Below are 20048 nucleotides of genomic sequence, written 5' to 3' on the forward strand. Positions count from 1 at the left end.
CATAAAAAAGAGGATAATTTCCATTTGGCTGGCGTGAATGGGTAACCAGCGTGACAGCAAATGGATTTATCGAAAGAGAGTCCTTCAAATGGGAAGGGCTCTTTCTTTTTTCTTGCATTTGTGTACGGCCCCTGCTATTCTAGTAATCCTGACTTTTCCAAGAGGAGGGTTTTATGGTCTATTGGCGGATTATTCGCAAGAGCTATCGTCGAAATCTTCAGTATCGTTTATCGCATGTCATCAACAATGTCGCAAGCTCGATTTTTGGGCTTGTTTTTATTGCCATTTGGACGGGTGTCCTTTCTGGAAAACAAGTATACGGTCCCTATGATGTCAAAACGATGGGGTATTACATCGCGATTTGCCAAAGTGTTCTCTGGATGACCACATTTATATCGCCGGGCCTGAATGTGCAAATAGCGGTAAGGAGCGGAGCTGTCAGTCTGGATATGATCAAGCCTGTTCATTACCTCTGGTACATGCTCAGTCAGGAGTTTGGAAGACTTTTGTACAACGCTTGTTACCGAAGTGTTCCGATCGGCTTGTTGCTAGGATTAGTGGTAGGCTTCTTTTATCCCTCCCATCCGTTCACTTACTTCTCGTTTATCCTCTCGCTACTGCTAGGAACTTACGTAGGTATGCTGCTCTTTTATCTCGCGGGTATTTCCTCCTTCTGGACGACAGAAATTCGCTAGGTACACCTCATCCTTTTGTCATTGATCTTTGGGTTAGGTGGACAAATGATTCCGATAGACTTGATGCCCGGGATGATTGGAAAGGTAGCACCTTATTTGCCTTTTTCCGCGATGATTTATTATCCAGTCATGACCTTGCTAGAGCTTGCGCCTCCTTATGGCATGCTTGTGCAAGGTGGCTGGGCGCTCGTTTTAACGGCAGTTGCTTTATTGGTGACGAACATGGCAAGAAGAAAGCTAGAAATTCAAGGAGGATAACCACATGTTTGCCCTCTATCGCAAACTGATTGCGGCCAGCATTCGCTCGCAAATGCAATACAAGATAAATTTTGTCACGAGCGCTGCCACGACCGGAATGATTATGGTGCTTGATTTTATTATTCTCTCTGCGATTTTGTACCGATTTCACGATGTGGTTGGGTGGAATATTTACGAGGTTGGGATGCTTTACGGGATTTCCTCGGCATCTGTCTCCTTGTATCGACTGTTTGCCCCGGAAATCAACGACTTTGAGAAGTACATCGTACAAGGGGAGCTCGATCAATTGCTCATTCGTCCTGTTTCACCTTTGCTTCTGCTATTGACACGCAATCTTGATTTGTCGAGAGTGGGAGGGTTGGTGCAAGGGGTGTCTGTTTTAGTCATCTCATTGTCGGGTCTTGCGGCGGAAGGAAAATCGATCATGGGGTTGGTGCTATTCTCACCGATTGCCATTTTGTCTGGCGGAGTGATCTATTTCTCCATGGGGCTTGCTACGGCAGGGGTCGCCTTTTGGACGCATCAGATGAAAGACATGCTGACCTTTACCATTTATGCGCCAGCCAATGCTTCCAATTATCCGATCGGGCTATATCCAAACTGGCTCAAATGGCTGTTTTTCTCAGCGATTCCAATCGCGTATATGAATTATTTGCCAATGTTGACGCTGTTAGGCAAAGGGGGCGAATGGTTTTATCCGATACTCACCCCGGTAGCCGCAGCGATTGCTTTTTATCTCGCTCGTATGCTGTGGAATGTCGGGATTCGACACTACCATAGTACAGGGAGCTAAGGAGGCGTAACATGATTGAAGCAAAGCACATCGAAAAATCATTTTTCCTGAATCAAGCGAAAGAGGGGCGCTTTGCTTCTCTACGAACACTCTTTTCTCGTGAACGAAGGGAAGTCAAAGCCGTCCACGATATCTCTTTTTCGATTGACAGAGGCGAGTTCGTGGGATATATCGGGCCGAATGGCGCAGGAAAATCGACGACAATCAAAATGCTCGCAGGAATTCTTCATCCCAGTCAGGGGGAAATACGAATAGGCGGATATAGTCCACAGCGGCAAAGAATTCAAGTAGCTTCACAAATAGGTGTGGTGTTCGGTCAGCGAACACAGTTGTGGTGGGATCTGCCGGTCAGAGATTCCTTCGAAATTTTGCAAGCGATGTACAAGATTGACGACAAGACATATCGGCGATCGATGGAGGCGTATCAGGAACTGCTGGATCTGCATGAATTCCTTGATACGCCAGTGCGTAAGCTGTCATTGGGTCAGAGGATGAGAGCTGATTTAGCGGCGGCACTACTGCATGATCCGCCTGTCTTGTTTTTAGACGAGCCTACGATTGGTTTGGATGTGGTCGCGAAGACTCGCATCAGAGCGTTTTTGAAAGAAGTGAATCAATCCCAGAAGAAGACCATTCTATTGACGACTCATGATATGGACGATATCGAACAACTCTGCAACCGAATCATCGTGATCAATCATGGCAAAAAGATGATGGATACGAGCTTGGCCGATTTGCGACGTCAGATAGGGTTGCCAAGCCTCATTCGAATCGAATTTCGACAACCGCCCGAAAAGCTTTACGACCTAGAGGGAATTGAGCGAATGGAGCTATCAGAGAATGTACTTTCGATTTACTTCGACAAAGGAAAAATTTCTTCCCCGCGAATCCTTGCCGAAGTGGCGGGGTGGGGTGAGCCTCTGGACATTCAGATGAAAGAACCGGGAATTGAGGAGATCATTCGACTCATTTATCGTTAGGGACGGCTACCTAATTTCGTGAACAATACTTGTAATTCCACATCTTCTCCCTTATACTGTGTTTTGGTACCAGGTATTAAAAACAGATCGCAATCATACATAGTACAATGAATCTTGCTTAAGGGGGTGTTCGGCATCGCCCGCTTGCCAAAAAAAGATCGCCAGTCCCGCTTGGTGCAGTATCTGGCGGATAATCCATTTGCGACGGACGAAGATCTGGCTGAGTTATTTCATGTCAGTATTCAAACCATACGTTTAGATCGACTGGAATTAGGAATACCGGAACTGCGTGAACGTATCAAGACGGTCGCAGAGAAAAGTCTTGATCCTGTAAAATCATTGGGCGTCGATGAAATCATCGGTGAAATGGTTGATCTACAGCTCGATTCACAGGCAATTTCCGTATTGGAAATAAAAGAAGAACACGTATTTTCGAAAACACAAATTGCCAGAGGGCATTATATATTTGCTCAGGCCAACTCATTGGCAGTAGCAGTAATTAACGCAGATGTAGCGTTGACAGCTACGGCGAGAATCCGCTTTGTCCGTCCTGTACGATCAGGGGAGAAGCTGGTTGCCAAAGCAGTGGTGAGAAGCCGTAACGGCGACGAATGCAAGGTACGTGTAGAGACGAAGGTCCAAGGTGAATTGGTCTTTACAGCAACCTTCCGTGTAGTTGAAATGTCGAGCTACCATAACAGCATGAATGACGAGTAAGGAGGAGTCACGGTTGCGAATTGCAGTGGATGCGATGGGCGGCGATCACGCACCGAAGAGTACCGTATTAGGGGCGCTTGCTGCCATCAAGGAAAACCCGGCCATTACAGTTGTATTGGTGGGAGATGAACAGGCTATTCGGAACCACTTGCCGCAGGATATTCCGGCAAACATTGAAATTGTTCCTGCAGCGGAAGTGATTTTGCCAGATGATGAACCGGTTCGAGCTGTTCGACGTAAGAAAAATTCTTCGCTGGTAGTAGCTGTTGAGATGGCGCGCGAGAAAAAAGTCGACGCGATGATCTCGGCTGGGAATACGGGCGCATTAATGACAGCAGGCTTGTTGTACGCAGGTCGCATGGATGGAATCGAGCGCCCTGCGCTTTGTGCTTATATCCCGAATACAAAAGGTCGAGTAACACTGACGCTGGACGTCGGAGCCAATATGGATGCCAAGCCGCATCAGCTTGTACAATACGCGGTGATGGGGAGCTTGTATGCTGAAAAAGTGTTGGGTTTCGAGCGTCCCACAGTAGGCTTGCTGAATGTCGGGACGGAAGAAGGAAAAGGGAACGAATTGACGAAAGCGGTTTTTCCTCTCCTTCAAGAAGCTGACTTGAACTTTGTAGGAAATGTGGAAGCGCGCGATGTTATGCAAGGAGCCTGTGATGTGCTCGTATGCGACGGTTTTGTCGGAAATGTTTTGTTAAAGGCCGTAGAGGGTGCTGCTTCCACAATCTTTTCGCAGTTGAAGCAGGAGTTTACTTCCAGCCTGATAAATAAGCTAGGAGCGGCCATTCTGAAACCTGGATTGGTTCGCTTTAAAAAGAAAATGGATTATGCGGAATACGGTGGTGCTCCCTTGCTGGGATTGAAATCCCCTGTGATCAAGGCCCACGGTTCCTCAAATGAGCGTGCGATGAAAAACGCGATCGTCAGTGCTACGCGGTTTATTCAGCAGGACGTGAACGAGGTTATCCAGCAATCATTACAGAAAAATACTTTGGGAGAAAGCGAGTGAAGCAGATGAGTGCAAAGCGTTCAGTAGGGATTTTGTCTACAGGCTCTTATACCCCGGAACGGGTGTTGACGAACTTTGATCTGGAGAAAATGGTGGAAACCTCTGATGAGTGGATTGTTTCCCGTACTGGAATCAGAGAACGCCGCATTAGCTCACCGGAGCAAGCTTCCTCCGACTTGGCTTACGAGGCTGCCAAAGAAGCGCTCCAAAAAGCAAACATCAGCGCGGAACAGTTGGATATGATCATTGTCGCTACCGTAACGCCTGACATGTCGTTCCCATCTACTGCTTGCTTGCTGCAAGAAAAACTGGGTGCTACACGTGCGGCTGCGATGGATCTTTCCGCGGCTTGTACAGGCTTTTTGTATGGAATTACGACAGCGACTCAGTTCATCGCAAACGGTTTGTATAAAAAAGTGTTGGTCGTAGGCGTTGAGACCTTGTCCAAAATTACGAATTACAAAGATCGAAATACATGTGTGTTGTTCGGAGACGGCGCAGGTGCAGCTGTTATCGGTGAAGTTACTGAGGGCTACGGCTTCCAGTCCTTTGAGCTCGGCGCAGATGGATCAGGTGGGTCCCTCTTGTGCATGCCGGCCGGTGGTTCCAGAACACCTGCATCCGCTGAGTCTGTCGAACAAGGACTGCATTATCTCTACATGACAGGCGGAGAAGTTTTCAAATTCGCCGTTCGCGTCATGAATTCTGCAACAGAGGCTGTCTTGTCCAAAGCGGGCGTATCGAAGGATGAGATCGACCTGTTGGTGCCGCATCAAGCAAACAAACGCATCATCGACTCTGCTGTACAGCGTTTCGGTCTGTCTGAGGATAAAGTTGCGATCAACCTGGATCGCTATGGAAACATGTCTTCTGCTTCCATTCCAGTAGCGCTGGATGAAGCAGTAAAGGCTGGTCGCGTAAAAGAAGGCGATAACCTGATTCTGGTTGGATTTGGTGGCGGCTTGACTTGGGGAGCGACGCTCTTGAAGTGGTGCACGACTCCGGCAGAAGGGAGCAAGTAGGAATGGGAAAAGTAGCCTTTGTTTTTCCGGGGCAAGGTTCACAATTTGTAGGAATGGGGCAAGCTCTCTCCGAACAATCGGAAGCTGCCCGTCACATATTTGAGCAGGCTGATGAAGCGCTCGGCTTTTCCTTGTCGGGACTGTGTTTTGCAGGACCAGAAGAGGAATTGAAGCTGACAGCAAACACACAGCCAGCTATTTTGACAGCAAGCATCGCTGTTATGGCAGCATTGAACGAAAAGTTGCCTGACTATAAGCCTGCGTTTGTAGCGGGTCACAGCTTGGGTGAGTATTCTGCTTTGGTTGTAGCTGGGGCGTTGTCCTTTGCAGATGCAGTCAAAACAGTGCGAGCTCGTGGTCAGTTCATGGAAGAGGCAGTTCCAGCGGGACAAGGTGCAATGGCGGCTGTCTTAAACATGGAACGCGCAGCACTGCATGCGGTTTGCGAAGAAGTAACAGCATCTGGACATCCTGTACAATTAGCGAACATGAACTGCCCAGGGCAAATTGTAATCTCTGGTTCTGCTGAAGGTGTGAAGCTGGCTGGTGAAAAAGCGAAGGAAGCGGGTGCAAAGCGTGTCCTTCCATTGAATGTAAGTGGTCCGTTCCACTCGAGCTTGATGCAGCCAGCAGCAGATAAACTCCAAGTAGTTTTGGCTGGCGTAACGGTACAAGAAGCGACTGTGCCTGTTGTGGCAAACGTAACGGCTAGACCGGTGTCTGAGGCTACAATCATTGCAGATCAATTGGTTCAACAAGTTTCCGCTCCAGTTTTGTGGGAGGATTCTGTACAATGGATGGTCGAAGCAGGCGTGACAACCTTTGTAGAAATCGGTCCAGGAAAAGTTTTGGCTGGATTGATCAAGAAAATCGCACCAGCGGATACAACGATTATCTCTGTACAGGATATGGATTCGCTTACTGAGCTTTTGAACGGAGGGGTACTATGTTAACAGGAAAAACAGCACTGGTCACAGGGGCTTCCCGTGGTATTGGGCGTGCGATTGCATTGAAGCTGGCAGAAGCTGGCGCTAATGTGGTTGTCAATTACGCTGGTAGTGAAGCAGCAGCGAGTGAGACTGTTGCGCTTATTAAAGAAATGGGCCGCGATGCCATCATGATTCGCGCAAACGTTTCTTCTACAGAAGATGTCAACGACATGTTCAAAGCCGCTTTGGATCATTTTGGTGCGATCGATATTCTCGTGAATAATGCGGGAATTACTCGCGACAACCTGATCATGCGCATGAAAGAAGACGAGTGGGACGATGTCATTGCGACGAATCTGAAGGGTGTATTCAACTGCGTAAAGGCAGCGACCCGCCCAATGATGAAGCAGCGTTCAGGCAAAATCATCAACATCACTTCTGTGGTAGGTGTTTTGGGGAACGCTGGACAAGCTAACTATGTGGCGGCAAAAGCTGGGGTTATTGGCTTGACGAAGACGGCTGCTCGCGAGCTGGCTAGCCGTAACATCACGGTGAATGCTGTTGCACCAGGATTTATCGATACAGAAATGACTGCTGTATTACCGGAGGATGTCAAAGCAGGACTCACAAGCCAAATTCCGCTTGCCCGCTTGGGACAAACAGATGATATCGCATCTGTAGTGCTGTTCCTGGCATCCAACGCAGCCAACTACATGACGGGGCAGACCCTGCACGTAGACGGCGGAATGTACATGTAGGAAGAAAACCTCAATCGAGCGTTTTCTGAAAACTGGTTTTTTGAAAGCTCATCCACTATAATACGGGAGAGGGGGTGAAGCAAGATGGCAGATACTTTGGAGCGTGTGAAGAAAATCATCGTCGATCGTCTGGGTGTAGATGAGTCCAAAATTACTTTGGAAGCTTCTTTCAAAGAAGACCTGGGCGCTGACTCCCTGGATGTAGTTGAACTCGTAATGGAACTCGAAGATGAGTTTGATTTAGAGATTTCCGACGAAGATGCTGAAAAGATCACTTCTGTTGGTGAGGTTGTTAAATACATAGAATCTCACAAGTAGGTTGATCTGTTGGAAGTCCCGTACCATACGGGACTTCTCCTTCAATTGCCGCCTGTACATAATCCAAATAGATACACGTTTTGCATGCAGTGGATGTAAGAAGCTGACTGCTGACTTTCATATAGAGGTGATTGCAATGAAACGCAGAGTGGTGATTACTGGCGTTGGTGTCGTTTCTCCAGTTGGGAATGACGCGCAGACTTTCTGGAACAGCTTGCTGGAAGGGAAATCAGGCATTGACCGTGTGGCTGCCTTTGACGCTTCTGATTATCCAACACAAATTGCAGGCGAAGTGAAAAACTTCGATCCTGAGCAGTATATGGACAAGAAAGATATCCGACGTACAGACCGATTCGTTCAGTTTGGATTAGCTGCTGCCAAAATGGCTGTAGAAGATGCAAAACTGGAGATTACGCCAGAAAATGCGGAACGAGTGGGTGTATACATCGGATCCGGAATCGGTGGTCTGACTACATGGGAAGAACAGCATTCCGTATTGTTGGAAAAAGGACCGCGTCGCGTGAGTCCATTCTTCATACCGATGCTGATTGCAAACATGGCGTCTGGTGCAGTATCCATTCAATACGGTGCAAAAGGACCAACTTCCAGCGCGATTACCGCTTGTGCTACAGGTACAAATGCGATCGGTGATGCACTGCGTCTGATCCAGTTCGATCACGCAGATGTCATGATCGCAGGTGGAGCAGAAGCAACGGTGCGTCCAATGGCATTTGCAGGCTTTTGCTCAGCGAAAGCGATGTCCACTAGAAACGATGAGCCGCAAAAAGCAAGCCGTCCGTTTGACCAAGATCGCGATGGCTTCGTAATGGGCGAAGGTGCTGGTGTTCTGATCTTGGAAGAGCTTGAGCATGCGAAAAAACGTGGGGCAACGATCATCGCGGAAGTCATTGGCTACGGGATGAGTGCAGATGCTCACCATATTACTTCTCCATCTCCTGGTGGTGAAGGGGCAGCGCGTTGCATGGCAAGCGCACTGAAAGACGCTGGCGTTGACCCAACGGAAGTCCAATATATTAATGCACATGGTACTTCTACTGGCCAAGGAGATATCGCAGAAACACAAGCGATCAAGAGTGTGTTTGGCGAGCACGCATACAAACTGGCTGTCAGCTCGACCAAATCGATGACAGGCCATTTGCTGGGTGCTACTGGTGGTGTCGAGGCAATCGCGACGGCATATGCGCTGCGTGATCAAGTACTGCCTCCAACAATTAACTTGGAAAATCCGGATTCAGAATGTGATCTGGACTATGTTCCGAACCATGCGCGCAAGGCGACCGTCAATGTGGCTGTTTCCAATACATTTGGATTCGGCGGTCACAACGCAACGGTAATCTTGAAGCGATACGAAGCATAAATGAGCCCTACTGATAGAAAAAGTAGGCAGTCTCCTGGAATGGTGGTGAGGGTGATGAATTTTGCACAGCTGCAAGAAACGATAGGCTTTCGCTTTCGCGATGAAAGTGTTTTGCGGCAGGCATTCACCCATTCTTCCTACGTGAACGAGCAACGCGGCAAACGTATATCAGACAATGAGCGGCTAGAGTTTTTGGGGGATGCTGTGTTGGAGTTGACTGTCTCCCAGTTTTTGTATAAAACTTTTCCGAAGATGAGCGAAGGGGAAATGACGAAGCTGCGTGCAGCCATTGTCTGTGAACCTTCTCTCGTCAAGTTTGCTGAACTGTTGAATTTTGGCGATCTCGTATTGCTGGGAAAAGGGGAAGAGCTGACAGGTGGACGTCAGCGACCAGCCTTGCTAGCGGACGTTTTTGAGGCGTTTGTAGGTGCGCTTTACTTGGATCAGGGGTTGGACGCGGTCTTTTCCTTTATGGAAAAATACGTGTACCCGCGCATCGACAAAGGAGAGTTTGCCCAGGTAACCGACTTCAAGAGCCAGTTGCAGGAATTTGTTCAACAAGACAATCTGGGAGACATCCATTACCGAATAGTAGAAGAAAAAGGACCAGCTCATAATCGAGAATTCGTATCTGAGGTGCTTTTGAACAATCGTTCGCTTGGCATCGGCTCTGGCCGCTCCAAAAAAGAAGCGGAACAGCAAGCTGCTGCACGAGCGTTGGTCAAGCTGGGGGATAAATAATCACTCGTCAGCTAGAAGGGCTGCATCATCTGCTACAAGATGGTGCAGCTTTTTTCTTTCGGGTGGGAAACATAGGGAAAATACTGCGAGATGACCGCTATCTATGATACACTTACCTACAGATGACCATGTAGGCTCGTAGTAGGTAGCTCCTGTTCGATGCAGGGGCTTCTTTTCGGGTACCATCCGAACCTTGCATGTTTTTAAGTCTGTCAGTTTGGCAGGCAGTCTGGATGGTTTCTTAAGGAGGACCGTACGTATGTATTTGAAACGCCTGGAGCTGGCTGGATTCAAATCCTTTGCCGATCGCACGGAATTGGAATTTGTACCAGGAGTAACAGCTGTAGTGGGACCGAATGGAAGCGGGAAAAGTAACGTTTCTGATTCGATCCGCTGGGTGCTGGGGGAACAGAGCGCAAAGTCGTTGCGTGGAGCGAAAATGGAAGACATTATTTTCGCGGGCAGTGATAAGCGCAAGCCAGTGAATTTCGCAGAAGTGACACTCACTTTGGACAATACAGATCGTTCGCTCGATGTGGAATATTCGGAGGTATCCGTTACCCGCAGAGTGTATCGTTCTGGTGACAGTGAGTACTACATAAACAACAGATCCTGCCGTCTAAAAGACATCATGGAGCTGTTTATGGATACCGGGCTGGGTAAAGAAGCGTATTCCATTATCGGTCAAGGAAAAATTGAGGAAATTCTCAGTACCAAGTCCGAGGATCGCCGTGGAATATTTGAAGAAGCAGCCGGAATCGTCAAATATAAAACACGCAAGCGCGAGGCGGAGAAAAAGCTCGATGACACTGAGCAAAATCTGGTGCGTATTCACGATATCGTCAGTGAAATTACGGAACAGATTGGACCTTTGCAGGAGCAGGCGGAAACAGCCAAGACGTACAAGGAGCTTCATCGCCAGCTGGTTGAGCATGAAGTAGCTCTTTACGTGCAGCAAATTGAAGCAGCTCATACAAAGTGGGAAGCAGCAACAGGACGCGTAGAGGAGCTCAAGCATCTGTTAATTGGACAAACGACCGAAGCATCCAAGCAAGAAGCTGAATTGGAGCAGGCGCGTTTTCATGTCACCCAAATCGACCAATCTATCGAAGAGCTGCAACAAGTACTTTTGACAGTCAGTGAAGAGACTGAGAAAGTCGAAGGACAACGTGAGGTATTGCGGGAGCGTATGCGCAATCTCAATGCCAATCGCCAGCAGACGATGGAGCAGATGCATCGGATTACCGAGAAGCAGCACGGGCTAGAGGCAGAACTGGCTGAAGAACAAGAGCGGGCCAAGGAAGCGGATCGCCGAATGACCGAAGCCCACGCCTCGCTGCAAGAAGCAGAAGGTCAATTTTTTTCCATGGTGCAATCACTGACAGATGACGTAGAGCGTTTGAAGAGTGATTACTTCGAAAAGCTTAACGAAATGGCGAATCTGCGCAACGAAAATCGTCATCAAGAGCAGCTTCTCAAGACAAGCGAGGCCAGAGTTGAACGTCAATTGTCTGGAAAAAAACAGCTCGATGAAGAAGAAGAGCAGCGACTAGCTCGGTTGAGCCAGCTCCAAGATCAATTGGAGAAGATCGTTTCTACCATTCAAGAAACCGGCGTCAGATACAAAGAGCTGGTTGAGGGCATGCGCGAAGGACAAGCCCGCCTTGAAACAACTCGTCGAGAGCTGCGCCACTGGGAACAAAAGCGGGAAGCAGCGAAGTCGCGTTTTGACCTGTTAAAAGAAATGCAGTCAGAGTTCGCAGGGTTTCAGCAAGGGGTAAAAGAAATTTTGAAAGCACGCGAGCGGGGCTTCAAAGGAATTCATGGAGCGGTCGCTGAGCTCGTTGTCGTGCCACAGCAATACGAGACAGCGATGGAAGTCGCATTGGGTGGCGCACTGCAAAACGTCGTCGTGGACAACGAAGCATCCGGTCGTGCAGCCATTGCTCACTTGAAACAGCACAATGCGGGTAGGGCGACATTTCTTCCGCTCGATGTCATTCGTTCTCGCACCTTGCAGGCAAGCGATAAGCGCCAGCTGGAGGCGGAGAGCGGAGTCGTCGGAATCGCGAGTGAGCTCGTGACCTTTGAGGAAGCGTACCGACCCATCCTCGAAAGTCTATTGGGCAATGTCATTATTACGGAAAAGCTGGAGCAGGCAAACCGTGTGGCCCGTACGCTTGGCTACCGCTATCGCGTCGTGACGCTGGAAGGCGATATCGTGAATGCTGGCGGTTCCATGACAGGGGGGGCCTTGAAAAAGAACAGCACGAACTTGCTTGGACGCAACCGTCAATCAGAAGAGTTGGAAGCACAGCTGGTAGAAATCGACCAGGCAATTTCTGGGCATACTACCCTTATGGAGCAGCTGACGAAGGAATTGGCGCAAATGCAGCAGGAGCAAGAAACTCTGCGTACAGAAGGCGAGAGTCTGCGTCTGAAAGAACAGGAAGTAAAAGGGCTTTTGCAGCAAAAAGAATCGGAAGGCAGATCCTTGGGCGAGCGAGCAAAGCTTGTTGAACAAGATATTGAAGGCTATCGCCGCGAGATGGAAGAAGCCAAACGGAAGCAAGAGCAGCTGCAAGCCTCTTTGGCTGCCATGGAGCAAGAGGAAAAAGAGCTCGGTGCGCAGATCGCAGAAGCAGAGGCGAAACGCCAAGAGCAGCTCGAATCCAAAGAAGAAATGAATCAAAAAATAACAAGTCTCAAAGTATTGAATGCGCAGGTCAAGCAAGAGTATCAATCACGCTTGGAGCAAACAGAACGCTTGATGGAGCAAAAAAGCCAATTGCAGCGCGAATGGGAAGAACAAAACGCGAACTTGGCATCTCTTGATGAGCTGGAGCGTACAAACGAATCGTCCGGGCTTGAGTTGGATCAGCGGATTAGCGAATTGCGTCAGGATAAAGACCGTGTAGCTGGCTTGATTCAAGAGCGGCGAAGTGAGCGGGCGACTCTCTTTTACAAACAGGAGCAAGTGGAACAGCAGGTGAAGGAAATCCGCCGCGAGGTCAAATCGCTCGAGGAAAAGCTTCATCAGGAAGAAGTAAAAGTCAACCGCAACGAGGTAGAGCTCGATCATCTGTTGAATAAACTCTCCGAAGAATACGAAATGAGCTACGACCTGGCAAAGCAAAAATATCCGGCACGTGGCGAGATTCAGGAAGAGACACAAGTGGTCAATCGTCTCAAAAAGCAGATTGGGGCACTTGGTACTGTGAATCTTGGTGCGATTGAGGAATATGAACGCTTGTCCGAGCGTCAGCAGTTCTTAAGCTCGCAGGAAGCTGATTTGAATGAAGCAAAAGACATGCTCTATCAAGTGATCCAAGAAATGGACGCAGAGATGTCGCGCCGCTTCAAAGAAACATTTGATGCGATCTCGGAGCAGTTCCGCGACGTGTTTGTCCAACTGTTTGGAGGAGGACGTGCAGATCTTGTACTCTCCAATCCAGATAAGCTGCTTGAGACGGGCATCGATATCGTGGCGCAGCCACCTGGTAAGAAGCTGCAAAATCTTGCGCTCTTATCCGGGGGCGAACGCGCTTTGACTGCAATGGCCTTGCTATTTGCCATCCTGCGTGTGAAACCAGTACCATTTTGTGTATTGGATGAGGTAGAAGCCGCTTTGGATGAGGCAAACGTTAACCGTTTCGCCGAGTACATGCACTATTTCAGCAACCAGACGCAGTTTATTTGCGTCACGCACAGAAAAGGCACAATGGAGAGCGCAGACGTGCTGTACGGTATCACGATGCAAGAGGGCGGCGTGTCCAAACTCGTCTCCGTGAAGCTGGAGGACAGCGACAAGTTTATCGAATCAGCCTCTTAAACGGATTTGCCATTCAATTGATACTACCCGCAAAGGAAGATGAACATGAGTTTTTTCAAGCGCCTTCGTGATGCTATTGTCCAAAAGTCTGAAGAGGTCACCCAGAAGTTTACGGATGGTCTGGCTAAAACGAGAGACCTGTTAGTAGAAAAAGTAGAGGACTTGGTACGTCGCTACAAAAAGATCGACGATGACTTCTTCGATGAATTAGAGGAAATTTTGATTACGTCCGATGTGGGCGTCAATACCGTGATGGAGCTCATTGACGACCTGCGGACAGAAGTGCGCAAGCAAAAAATTGAGAATGCGATCGACCTGCAGCCGATTCTCTCAGAAAAACTGGTTGCCCTTTTGAAAAATGATGATGCTGCGGATACGACTCTGAACGTAGAGGACGGTCGTTTGAATGTCATTTTGTTCGTTGGGGTAAACGGAGTAGGGAAAACGACCACGATCGGTAAAATGGCACATATGTTCAAACAGCAAAATAAAAAAGTGCTGTTGGCAGCAGGTGACACGTTCCGTGCAGCAGCGATTGAACAGCTAGAGGTTTGGGGAGAGCGTGTAGGAGTTGACGTAATCAAGCAGCAGCAAGGCTCTGATCCAGCTGCAGTGATCTACGATGCGATTCAGGCAGCGAAATCCCGACAGGTTGATGTGCTGTTGTGCGATACCGCAGGCCGCTTGCAAAACAAAGTCAATCTGATGGAAGAGTTGGCGAAGGTGCACCGCGTATTGCAGCGAGAATTGCCAGGAGCTCCGCACGAGGTCTTGCTTGTTTTGGACGCTACGACTGGGCAAAATGCGCTTTCACAGGCGAAGACGTTTGGACAGTCTGCTGGTGTAACAGGTTTAGTTCTGACCAAGCTGGATGGTACAGCAAAGGGCGGTATCGTCATTGCGATTCGCAACGAGCTGAACATTCCGGTGAAATACGTGGGCTTGGGTGAAAAAATGGATGACTTGCAGCAGTTTGATCCTGAGCAATTTGTTCACGCATTGTTTGCTGGATTGATCCAAAAAGATGAAACAGAACAGCAGGAAAATGCGTAAAAACATAGTGTTTCGAAGATGAAAAAATGATGTCAATAAAAAACCTTGACACTAGGTGTGGAATTAGGTACTATAATCTACGTGCTGTAAAGAAAAAGTCTTTACAGTTCGAAACGAGTACCTCATAGCAAAGGATTGGTTTCATGTTAGAAAAGACCAATCAAGTCAATCTCTTGTTTGACTTTTACGCGTCGCTACTCAAGGGCAAGCAGCGAGAATATCTTGAGCTGTACTATCTGGACGATTTATCGCTCGGAGAAATTGCCGAGATGCATGAGGTCAGCCGCCAAGCTGTTTATGATCATATCAAGCGGGCAGAGAAGCAACTGTTTGAATACGATCAGAAGCTTCGCCTCGCTGAGCGTCATGAAAAGCGCATGGATGTGTTGAATCGCATGAATGAACTTGTAAGTGGGCTTTCGGAGAGCGAGACAAGAGACGAGCTGAATACTTTGCTCCACCAACTGTCAGAGATGGATTAGGAGGGCTCGCATGGCGTTTGAGAGCTTAGCCAATCGGCTGCAAAACGCGTTTGACAAACTGCGCGGCAGAGGGAAAATAGACGAGACCATCGTGAATGAAGCGATGCGTGAAGTTCGTCTGGCCCTGCTGGAAGCAGACGTTAACTTTAAAGTAGTAAAAGACTTCGTTGCTCGTGTCAAGGAGCGCGCAGTCGGTCAGGAAGTCATGAAAAGCCTGACGCCTGGTCAAATGGTGATCAAGATCGTGAATGAAGAGCTGGTCGCTCTGATGGGTGGCAACGTCGCTCAGCTCACGATGGCGCACCGCCCGCCGACCGTCATCATGATGGCAGGTCTGCAAGGGGCAGGTAAAACGACCACAACCGGTAAGCTGGCCAAGTATTTGCAAAAGCAAAACCGTAAGCCGCTTCTGGTAGCGGGAGACATTTACCGTCCTGCTGCGATCAAGCAGCTTCAGGTTTTAGGGGACCAACTCAATGTTCCCGTCTTCACTCTCGGTGATCAAGTCAGTCCTGTCGAAATCGCTCGCCAAGCGATTGAACACGCGAAGACGAATCATCTCGACGTAGTCCTCATCGATACCGCAGGTCGCCTGCATATCGACGAAGCGCTAATGGACGAGTTGAAGCAGATTCGCGAGGTAACCAAGCCCGATGAGATTTTGCTCGTCGTGGACTCGATGACAGGTCAAGATGCCGTCAATGTAGCAGAGAGCTTTAATAGCCAACTCGAACTGACTGGTGTGGTTCTCACGAAGCTCGACGGTGATACCCGAGGCGGTGCGGCACTGTCCGTCAAAGCTGTCACTGGCAAGCCGATCAAATTCGCGGCGATGGGTGAAAAGCTGGATGCGCTTGAACCGTTCCATCCGGATCGTATGGCTTCCCGTATTTTGGGTATGGGGGACGTACTCAGCCTGATTGAAAAAGCACAGGCATCCGTGGATGAAGACAAAGCACGCGATATGGAACGCCAAATGCGTCAAGGTGAGTTTACCTTCGACATGTTCCTGGATTCCATGCAGCAGCTTCGCAACCTGGGTCCTTTTGAAGACATTCTCGGCATGCTGCCAGGAATGAACAAGATGAAGGGCAAAATGAACGTGGATGAGAAGCAGATTGCCCGCGTTGAAGCGATCGCCAAATCCATGACCAAACAAGAGCGCGCTAATCCTGATTTATTGAATGCCAACCGTCGCAAGCGCATCGCAAGCGGAAGCGGAACGAGTATTCAAGAAGTCAATCGTTTCCTCAAGCAATTCGAGGAAATGAAAAAGATGATGAAGCAATTCTCAGGCGCTGCTGACAAGATGGTCAAGAAGTCGAAGAAAAAAGGCTTCGGATTACCTTTCATGGGCAAAGGCGGAGGCAACAACCAGGGCGGGATGAATTTCCCATTTAACTTCAAACCACCGTTCAAGTAAGTAGGCATGATCTCTTCGCGACACTGACTTGTCAGCTGGCCGCGATGGTTCAGATATAGTAGCACCAACGCAGATGCTCTTCTAGCGTTGATTAATACAGGAGGTGACACAACATGGCAGTAAAAATCCGTCTGAAGCGTATGGGTTCCAAGAAAGCTCCTTTCTACCGTGTAGTAGTAGCTGACTCCCGTTCCCCTCGCGATGGCCGTTTCATTGAAGAAATCGGTTACTATAACCCGGTTGCACAACCGGCAGTGGTGAAAATTGATACCGACAAAGCGGTTCAATGGATCCTGAATGGTGCAGCTCCAACTGATACCGTTCGTAACCTTCTCTCCAAAGAAGGCGTTATGGCTAAAGTGCACGAAACCAAATACGGCAAATAAGTCGGTCATCTGGAGGTTTGATGATGAAAGCGCTGGTCGAAACGATCGCTAAAGCTCTCGTCGATCATCCGAATGAGGTTCGTGTTAACGCAGTGGACAAAGAGCGAACCCTCGTCTTTGAATTGTCGGTACACCCTGATGATATGGGGAAGATTATCGGTAAACAAGGACGAATCGCGAAAGCCCTGCGCACGGTCGTGATCGCGGCATCCGTGGAAACGGACAAGCGTGTCACGGTTGAAATTGTATGAGAAAAGGCTGGGAGCTTTCCCAGTCTTTTTTCTAGTATCCAAGATGCTTATAAACCATGATGGTTTTTCCGAAAGGAGTGGCGAAGGTGCTTACTATATTTCGGACGGTACAGGTTAAACTGATCATTACGGAAGCATCACGGGCTGCTCTCATTGATCAGTATAGCCAACGCCTTCGTTTGCAGCGTAAAGAGTGGGAGCAGTGGCAGTTTCAATCGAAAAAGCTACTAACCGAGGCGAAGAAAAAGTCTGCGGATACATATGCGTTGGCGCAGGAAAAAATAGCGCAGGAAGAGCGTCGACGTAAGGAAAAGATAGATCACCTGACATATACCCTCCAGCAGGTAGAAAATCTCCCAGAGGGAAGCGAGATCGATTACCAGACTGTTCAAAGCCCTGTCACGATTCAAGAGGGCGATGTCTGGGATGAAATGATGTCCGGAACGGAAATCATGATAAAAGATGGCCTGGTACATGAGATTCGGCTACAAACGAAAAATGGGAACAAAGAATAAGGAGGAATGAACACGTTGAGCCAAAATAGTTTTTACGGAGTAGGCAAACTGGTTAATACGCACGGCCTGCGTGGTGAGGTACGTGTAACACCTACGACTGATTTTCCAGATCAGCGTTTTCGCAAAGGAAATGAGCTGTACTTGTTCCATCCGACACTCAGTGAGCCGCTAAAATTGAAAATCGTTTCTCGCCGCTCGCATAAAAATTTTGAGATTGTGAGCTTTCAAGGCTATGAGCATATTAACGATGTCGAAAAGTACAAGGGTGGAGAGTTGAAGATTCCAGCGGAAGCGCTGATGGAATTAGAAGAGGACGAGTTCTACATTCATCAGCTCGTCGGTTGCATCGTAGTAACTGACGAGGGCGAAGAACTGGGGAAAATTGTGGATGTCATGCAGCCAGGAGCAAACGATGTGTGGGTAGTGAAGGGCAAACGCGGAGAAATCTTGCTGCCGTATATCGATGAATGCATCAAGGAAGTGGACATCGCGAACAAACGTGTGGTCTGCCATCTGATGGAAGGCTTGCTGTAGGAGGAACTTCAGATGCGGATCGATATTTTCACGCTTTTTCCCGAAATGTTTACAGGTGTTTTATCCAGCAGTATTTTGGGAAAGGCAAGCGAAAAAGAACTGGTTGATTTTCACGTCACCAATTTTCGCGATTTCTCTGAGAGCAAGCACGGTACGGTAGACGACACCCCTTATGGCGGTGGCGGAGGAATGGTTTTGAAGCCAGAGCCGTTATTCCGGGCCGTAGAAGCCTTGACAGGAGAGAAAAAACCCCGAGTGATTCTGATGTGCCCACAAGGTGTGCCTTATCATCAGAAGCTTGCAGAAGAGTTAGCGCAAGAAGAGCACCTTGTCTTCATTTGCGGTCATTATGAAGGGTACGACGAGCGAATTCGGGAGCATCTCGTCACGGATGAGATCTCGATTGGCGATTACGTCCTGACTGGTGGAGAGCTTGCGGCGATGGTGGTCATTGACAGTGTCGTTCGTTTGCAACCAGGGGCGTTGGGAAACCAGACGTCAGCTGTTGAAGACTCCTTTTCAACAGGACTGCTGGAATACCCTCATTACACAAGACCGGCTGAGTTTCGCGGCTGGAAAGTGCCAGACATACTGTTGTCAGGGCACCACGCCAATATTGAAAGCTGGCGGTTAAAAGAATCGCTGCGCCGGACAAAAGCACGGCGTCCAGATTTATTGGAAAAGCTTGCGCTGACAGATGAAATGAAAAAGCTATTGGCTGAATTGGAGCAAGAAAAAAAGTAGGGAACAAATAGGAGCAGAGTCTTGTAGTTTTGTGCCCTCTATGTTAATATACTTCTTGTGGCAATTTTGCCCGCTGACTAAGGCGGTCCGCTACTCGTAACGCAGCCAAGCGGCTGGACCTACGGGTTAGACGAGTAAGAACGTCTATCGGAAGGAGGAAATTCAAATGAACCAAATTATCCGTGAACTGGAAAAAGCGCAACTGAAACAGGACATTCCTGCGTTCCGACCTGGTGACACTGTTCGTGTACACGTTAAGGTTATCGAGGGTCAGCGTGAGCGTATCCAGCTGTTCGAAGGCGTATGCATTCGCCGTCGCGGTACAGGTGTTAGCGAAACATTTACTGCTCGTAAGATTTCTTACGGCGTAGGTGTTGAGCGTACATTCCCAGTACACACGCCTAAGATCGACAAGATCGAAATCGTGCGTCATGGTAAAGTACGTCGTGCGAAACTGTACTATCTGCGCGATCGCGTAGGTAAAGCAGCTCGTATTAAAGAAATTCGTCGATAAGCGTAAAGCTTAGAAAGAGGACTGGCCTGCTTGCCAGGCCTCTTTTTTCCATTTAACGATCTTGAAATAAAATAGTTCATCTTGACATATGTTACAGCTAAGGTTGGACGAGCTTTCATGGGAGGATCGTAAGTCATGAGCGAAGAAATTACCTCCAGTCATAAGAAGAAAAATGAACTATGGGAATGGACAAAAGCACTTGGGATCGCCTTAGTCTTGGCGTTTCTCATTCGTACCTTTTTGTTCGCCCCGTTTATTGTAGAAGGCGAATCCATGGAAAGTACATTACATAATAGCGAAAAATTAGTTGTGAACAAGGCGATTTACTTTTTGCAAGATCCGAAGCCTGGTGAAATCATCGTGTTCCATGCTGAAAAGGAACGAGATTACATCAAGAGAGTCATCGCTGTTGAGGGTGATACAGTAGAGGTCAAAAGCGATCAGCTGCTGGTCAATGGCAAAGTGGTAGAGGAACCGTATCTTGCACAATCAAAAGAACAAGCGAAGCAGCAGGGAGAGCCGTTCTTTACCCACGATTTTCCCCCGGTCCAAATACCAGCAGACCATATCTTTGTGATGGGCGATAACAGGTTGAACAGTCATGACAGCAGAGCCATTGGTCCTGTTGCCGTCAGTACGGTTGTTGGTAGAGCTGAATTTACTTTTTGGCCGGTTGCGGGAATTCGCTTGACAAGATAACGCAA

At 48.5% G+C, this 20048-nt stretch carries 23 protein-coding genes; all 23 read left to right on the forward strand.

Features of this window, described 5'->3' with window-relative positions:
• Positions 1–173: 173 nt before the first annotated feature.
• The 23 genes from HP399_RS12720 to lepB all read left to right on the forward strand — a co-directional run bounded on the left by HP399_RS12720 (position 174) and on the right by lepB (position 20043).
• Positions 174–695 (forward strand): ABC-2 family transporter protein, encoded by a 522-nt coding sequence (locus HP399_RS12720; protein WP_370642714.1) that lies wholly within the window; start codon positions 174–176, stop codon positions 693–695.
• Positions 696–740: 45 nt separating this feature from the next.
• On the forward strand, positions 741–953 hold the full coding sequence (locus HP399_RS31140; protein WP_370642716.1) for a hypothetical protein: 213 nt from the start codon (positions 741–743) through the stop codon (positions 951–953).
• A 4-nt stretch (positions 954–957) separates the two neighbouring features.
• Positions 958–1746 (forward strand): ABC transporter permease, encoded by a 789-nt coding sequence (locus tag HP399_RS12725; protein ID WP_173617380.1) that lies wholly within the window; start codon positions 958–960, stop codon positions 1744–1746.
• A gap of 11 nt (positions 1747–1757) precedes the next feature.
• Entirely contained in the window at positions 1758–2726 is a 969-nt protein-coding gene (locus HP399_RS12730; protein WP_173617381.1) for an ABC transporter ATP-binding protein, read from the forward strand.
• A gap of 126 nt (positions 2727–2852) precedes the next feature.
• On the forward strand, positions 2853–3443 hold the full coding sequence (gene fapR, locus HP399_RS12735) for a transcription factor FapR (RefSeq protein ID WP_173617382.1): 591 nt from the start codon (positions 2853–2855) through the stop codon (positions 3441–3443).
• Between the two features lie 13 nt (positions 3444–3456).
• Positions 3457–4464 (forward strand): phosphate acyltransferase PlsX, encoded by a 1008-nt coding sequence (plsX, locus tag HP399_RS12740; RefSeq protein ID WP_017249375.1) that lies wholly within the window; start codon positions 3457–3459, stop codon positions 4462–4464.
• Between the two features lie 5 nt (positions 4465–4469).
• Complete coding sequence (locus tag HP399_RS12745) at positions 4470–5486, forward strand: beta-ketoacyl-ACP synthase III (protein ID WP_173617517.1); 1017 nt, start codon at positions 4470–4472, stop codon at positions 5484–5486.
• Between the two features lie 2 nt (positions 5487–5488).
• Positions 5489–6439 carry an ACP S-malonyltransferase gene (gene fabD, locus HP399_RS12750; RefSeq protein ID WP_173617383.1) on the forward strand — a complete coding sequence of 317 codons (951 nt, stop codon included), beginning with the start codon at positions 5489–5491 and terminating at the stop codon, positions 6437–6439.
• A complete protein-coding gene (gene fabG, locus HP399_RS12755) occupies positions 6433–7173 on the forward strand; it encodes a 3-oxoacyl-[acyl-carrier-protein] reductase (protein WP_173617384.1) in 741 nt (246 codons plus the stop codon). Before fabD ends, fabG begins: the two co-directional genes overlap by 7 nt.
• A gap of 84 nt (positions 7174–7257) precedes the next feature.
• Positions 7258–7491: an acyl carrier protein gene (gene acpP, locus HP399_RS12760; RefSeq protein WP_005834336.1), complete on the forward strand. Its 234-nt coding sequence runs from the start codon at positions 7258–7260 to the stop codon at positions 7489–7491.
• A gap of 136 nt (positions 7492–7627) precedes the next feature.
• Positions 7628–8869 (forward strand): beta-ketoacyl-ACP synthase II, encoded by a 1242-nt coding sequence (gene fabF, locus HP399_RS12765; RefSeq protein WP_173617385.1) that lies wholly within the window; start codon positions 7628–7630, stop codon positions 8867–8869.
• Between the two features lie 54 nt (positions 8870–8923).
• Entirely contained in the window at positions 8924–9610 is a 687-nt protein-coding gene (gene rnc, locus HP399_RS12770) for a ribonuclease III (protein WP_026043146.1), read from the forward strand.
• A gap of 259 nt (positions 9611–9869) precedes the next feature.
• Positions 9870–13442 carry a chromosome segregation protein SMC gene (gene smc / locus HP399_RS12775; RefSeq protein ID WP_173617386.1) on the forward strand — a complete coding sequence of 1191 codons (3573 nt, stop codon included), beginning with the start codon at positions 9870–9872 and terminating at the stop codon, positions 13440–13442.
• Between the two features lie 45 nt (positions 13443–13487).
• Complete coding sequence (gene ftsY, locus HP399_RS12780) at positions 13488–14495, forward strand: signal recognition particle-docking protein FtsY (protein WP_173617387.1); 1008 nt, start codon at positions 13488–13490, stop codon at positions 14493–14495.
• A 143-nt stretch (positions 14496–14638) separates the two neighbouring features.
• Positions 14639–14977 carry a putative DNA-binding protein gene (locus HP399_RS12785; protein WP_173617388.1) on the forward strand — a complete coding sequence of 113 codons (339 nt, stop codon included), beginning with the start codon at positions 14639–14641 and terminating at the stop codon, positions 14975–14977.
• 10 nt (positions 14978–14987) lie between these two features.
• The gene (ffh, locus tag HP399_RS12790) at positions 14988–16400 is read left to right on the forward strand and encodes a signal recognition particle protein (RefSeq protein ID WP_007719715.1); all 1413 of its coding nucleotides are present in this window, start codon (positions 14988–14990) and stop codon (positions 16398–16400) included.
• A gap of 113 nt (positions 16401–16513) precedes the next feature.
• Positions 16514–16786 carry a 30S ribosomal protein S16 gene (gene rpsP / locus HP399_RS12795; protein ID WP_007719713.1) on the forward strand — a complete coding sequence of 91 codons (273 nt, stop codon included), beginning with the start codon at positions 16514–16516 and terminating at the stop codon, positions 16784–16786.
• Positions 16787–16809: 23 nt separating this feature from the next.
• Positions 16810–17037 (forward strand): KH domain-containing protein, encoded by a 228-nt coding sequence (locus HP399_RS12800; RefSeq protein WP_007719711.1) that lies wholly within the window; start codon positions 16810–16812, stop codon positions 17035–17037.
• An 86-nt stretch (positions 17038–17123) separates the two neighbouring features.
• Positions 17124–17552, forward strand: a complete 429-nt coding sequence (locus HP399_RS12805; protein ID WP_144614437.1) for a YlqD family protein — start codon at positions 17124–17126, stop codon at positions 17550–17552.
• Positions 17553–17558: 6 nt separating this feature from the next.
• Positions 17559–18086: a ribosome maturation factor RimM gene (rimM, locus tag HP399_RS12810; RefSeq protein WP_173617389.1), complete on the forward strand. Its 528-nt coding sequence runs from the start codon at positions 17559–17561 to the stop codon at positions 18084–18086.
• Positions 18087–18098: 12 nt separating this feature from the next.
• Positions 18099–18830, forward strand: a complete 732-nt coding sequence (trmD, locus tag HP399_RS12815) for a tRNA (guanosine(37)-N1)-methyltransferase TrmD (protein ID WP_173617390.1) — start codon at positions 18099–18101, stop codon at positions 18828–18830.
• 166 nt (positions 18831–18996) lie between these two features.
• On the forward strand, positions 18997–19344 hold the full coding sequence (gene rplS / locus HP399_RS12820; RefSeq protein WP_007719703.1) for a 50S ribosomal protein L19: 348 nt from the start codon (positions 18997–18999) through the stop codon (positions 19342–19344).
• 135 nt (positions 19345–19479) lie between these two features.
• On the forward strand, positions 19480–20043 hold the full coding sequence (gene lepB / locus HP399_RS12825; RefSeq protein ID WP_173617391.1) for a signal peptidase I: 564 nt from the start codon (positions 19480–19482) through the stop codon (positions 20041–20043).
• Positions 20044–20048 lie beyond the last annotated feature (5 nt).

The sequence above is a fragment of the Brevibacillus sp. DP1.3A genome (assembly GCF_013284245.2).
GTDB lineage: Bacteria > Bacillota > Bacilli > Brevibacillales > Brevibacillaceae > Brevibacillus.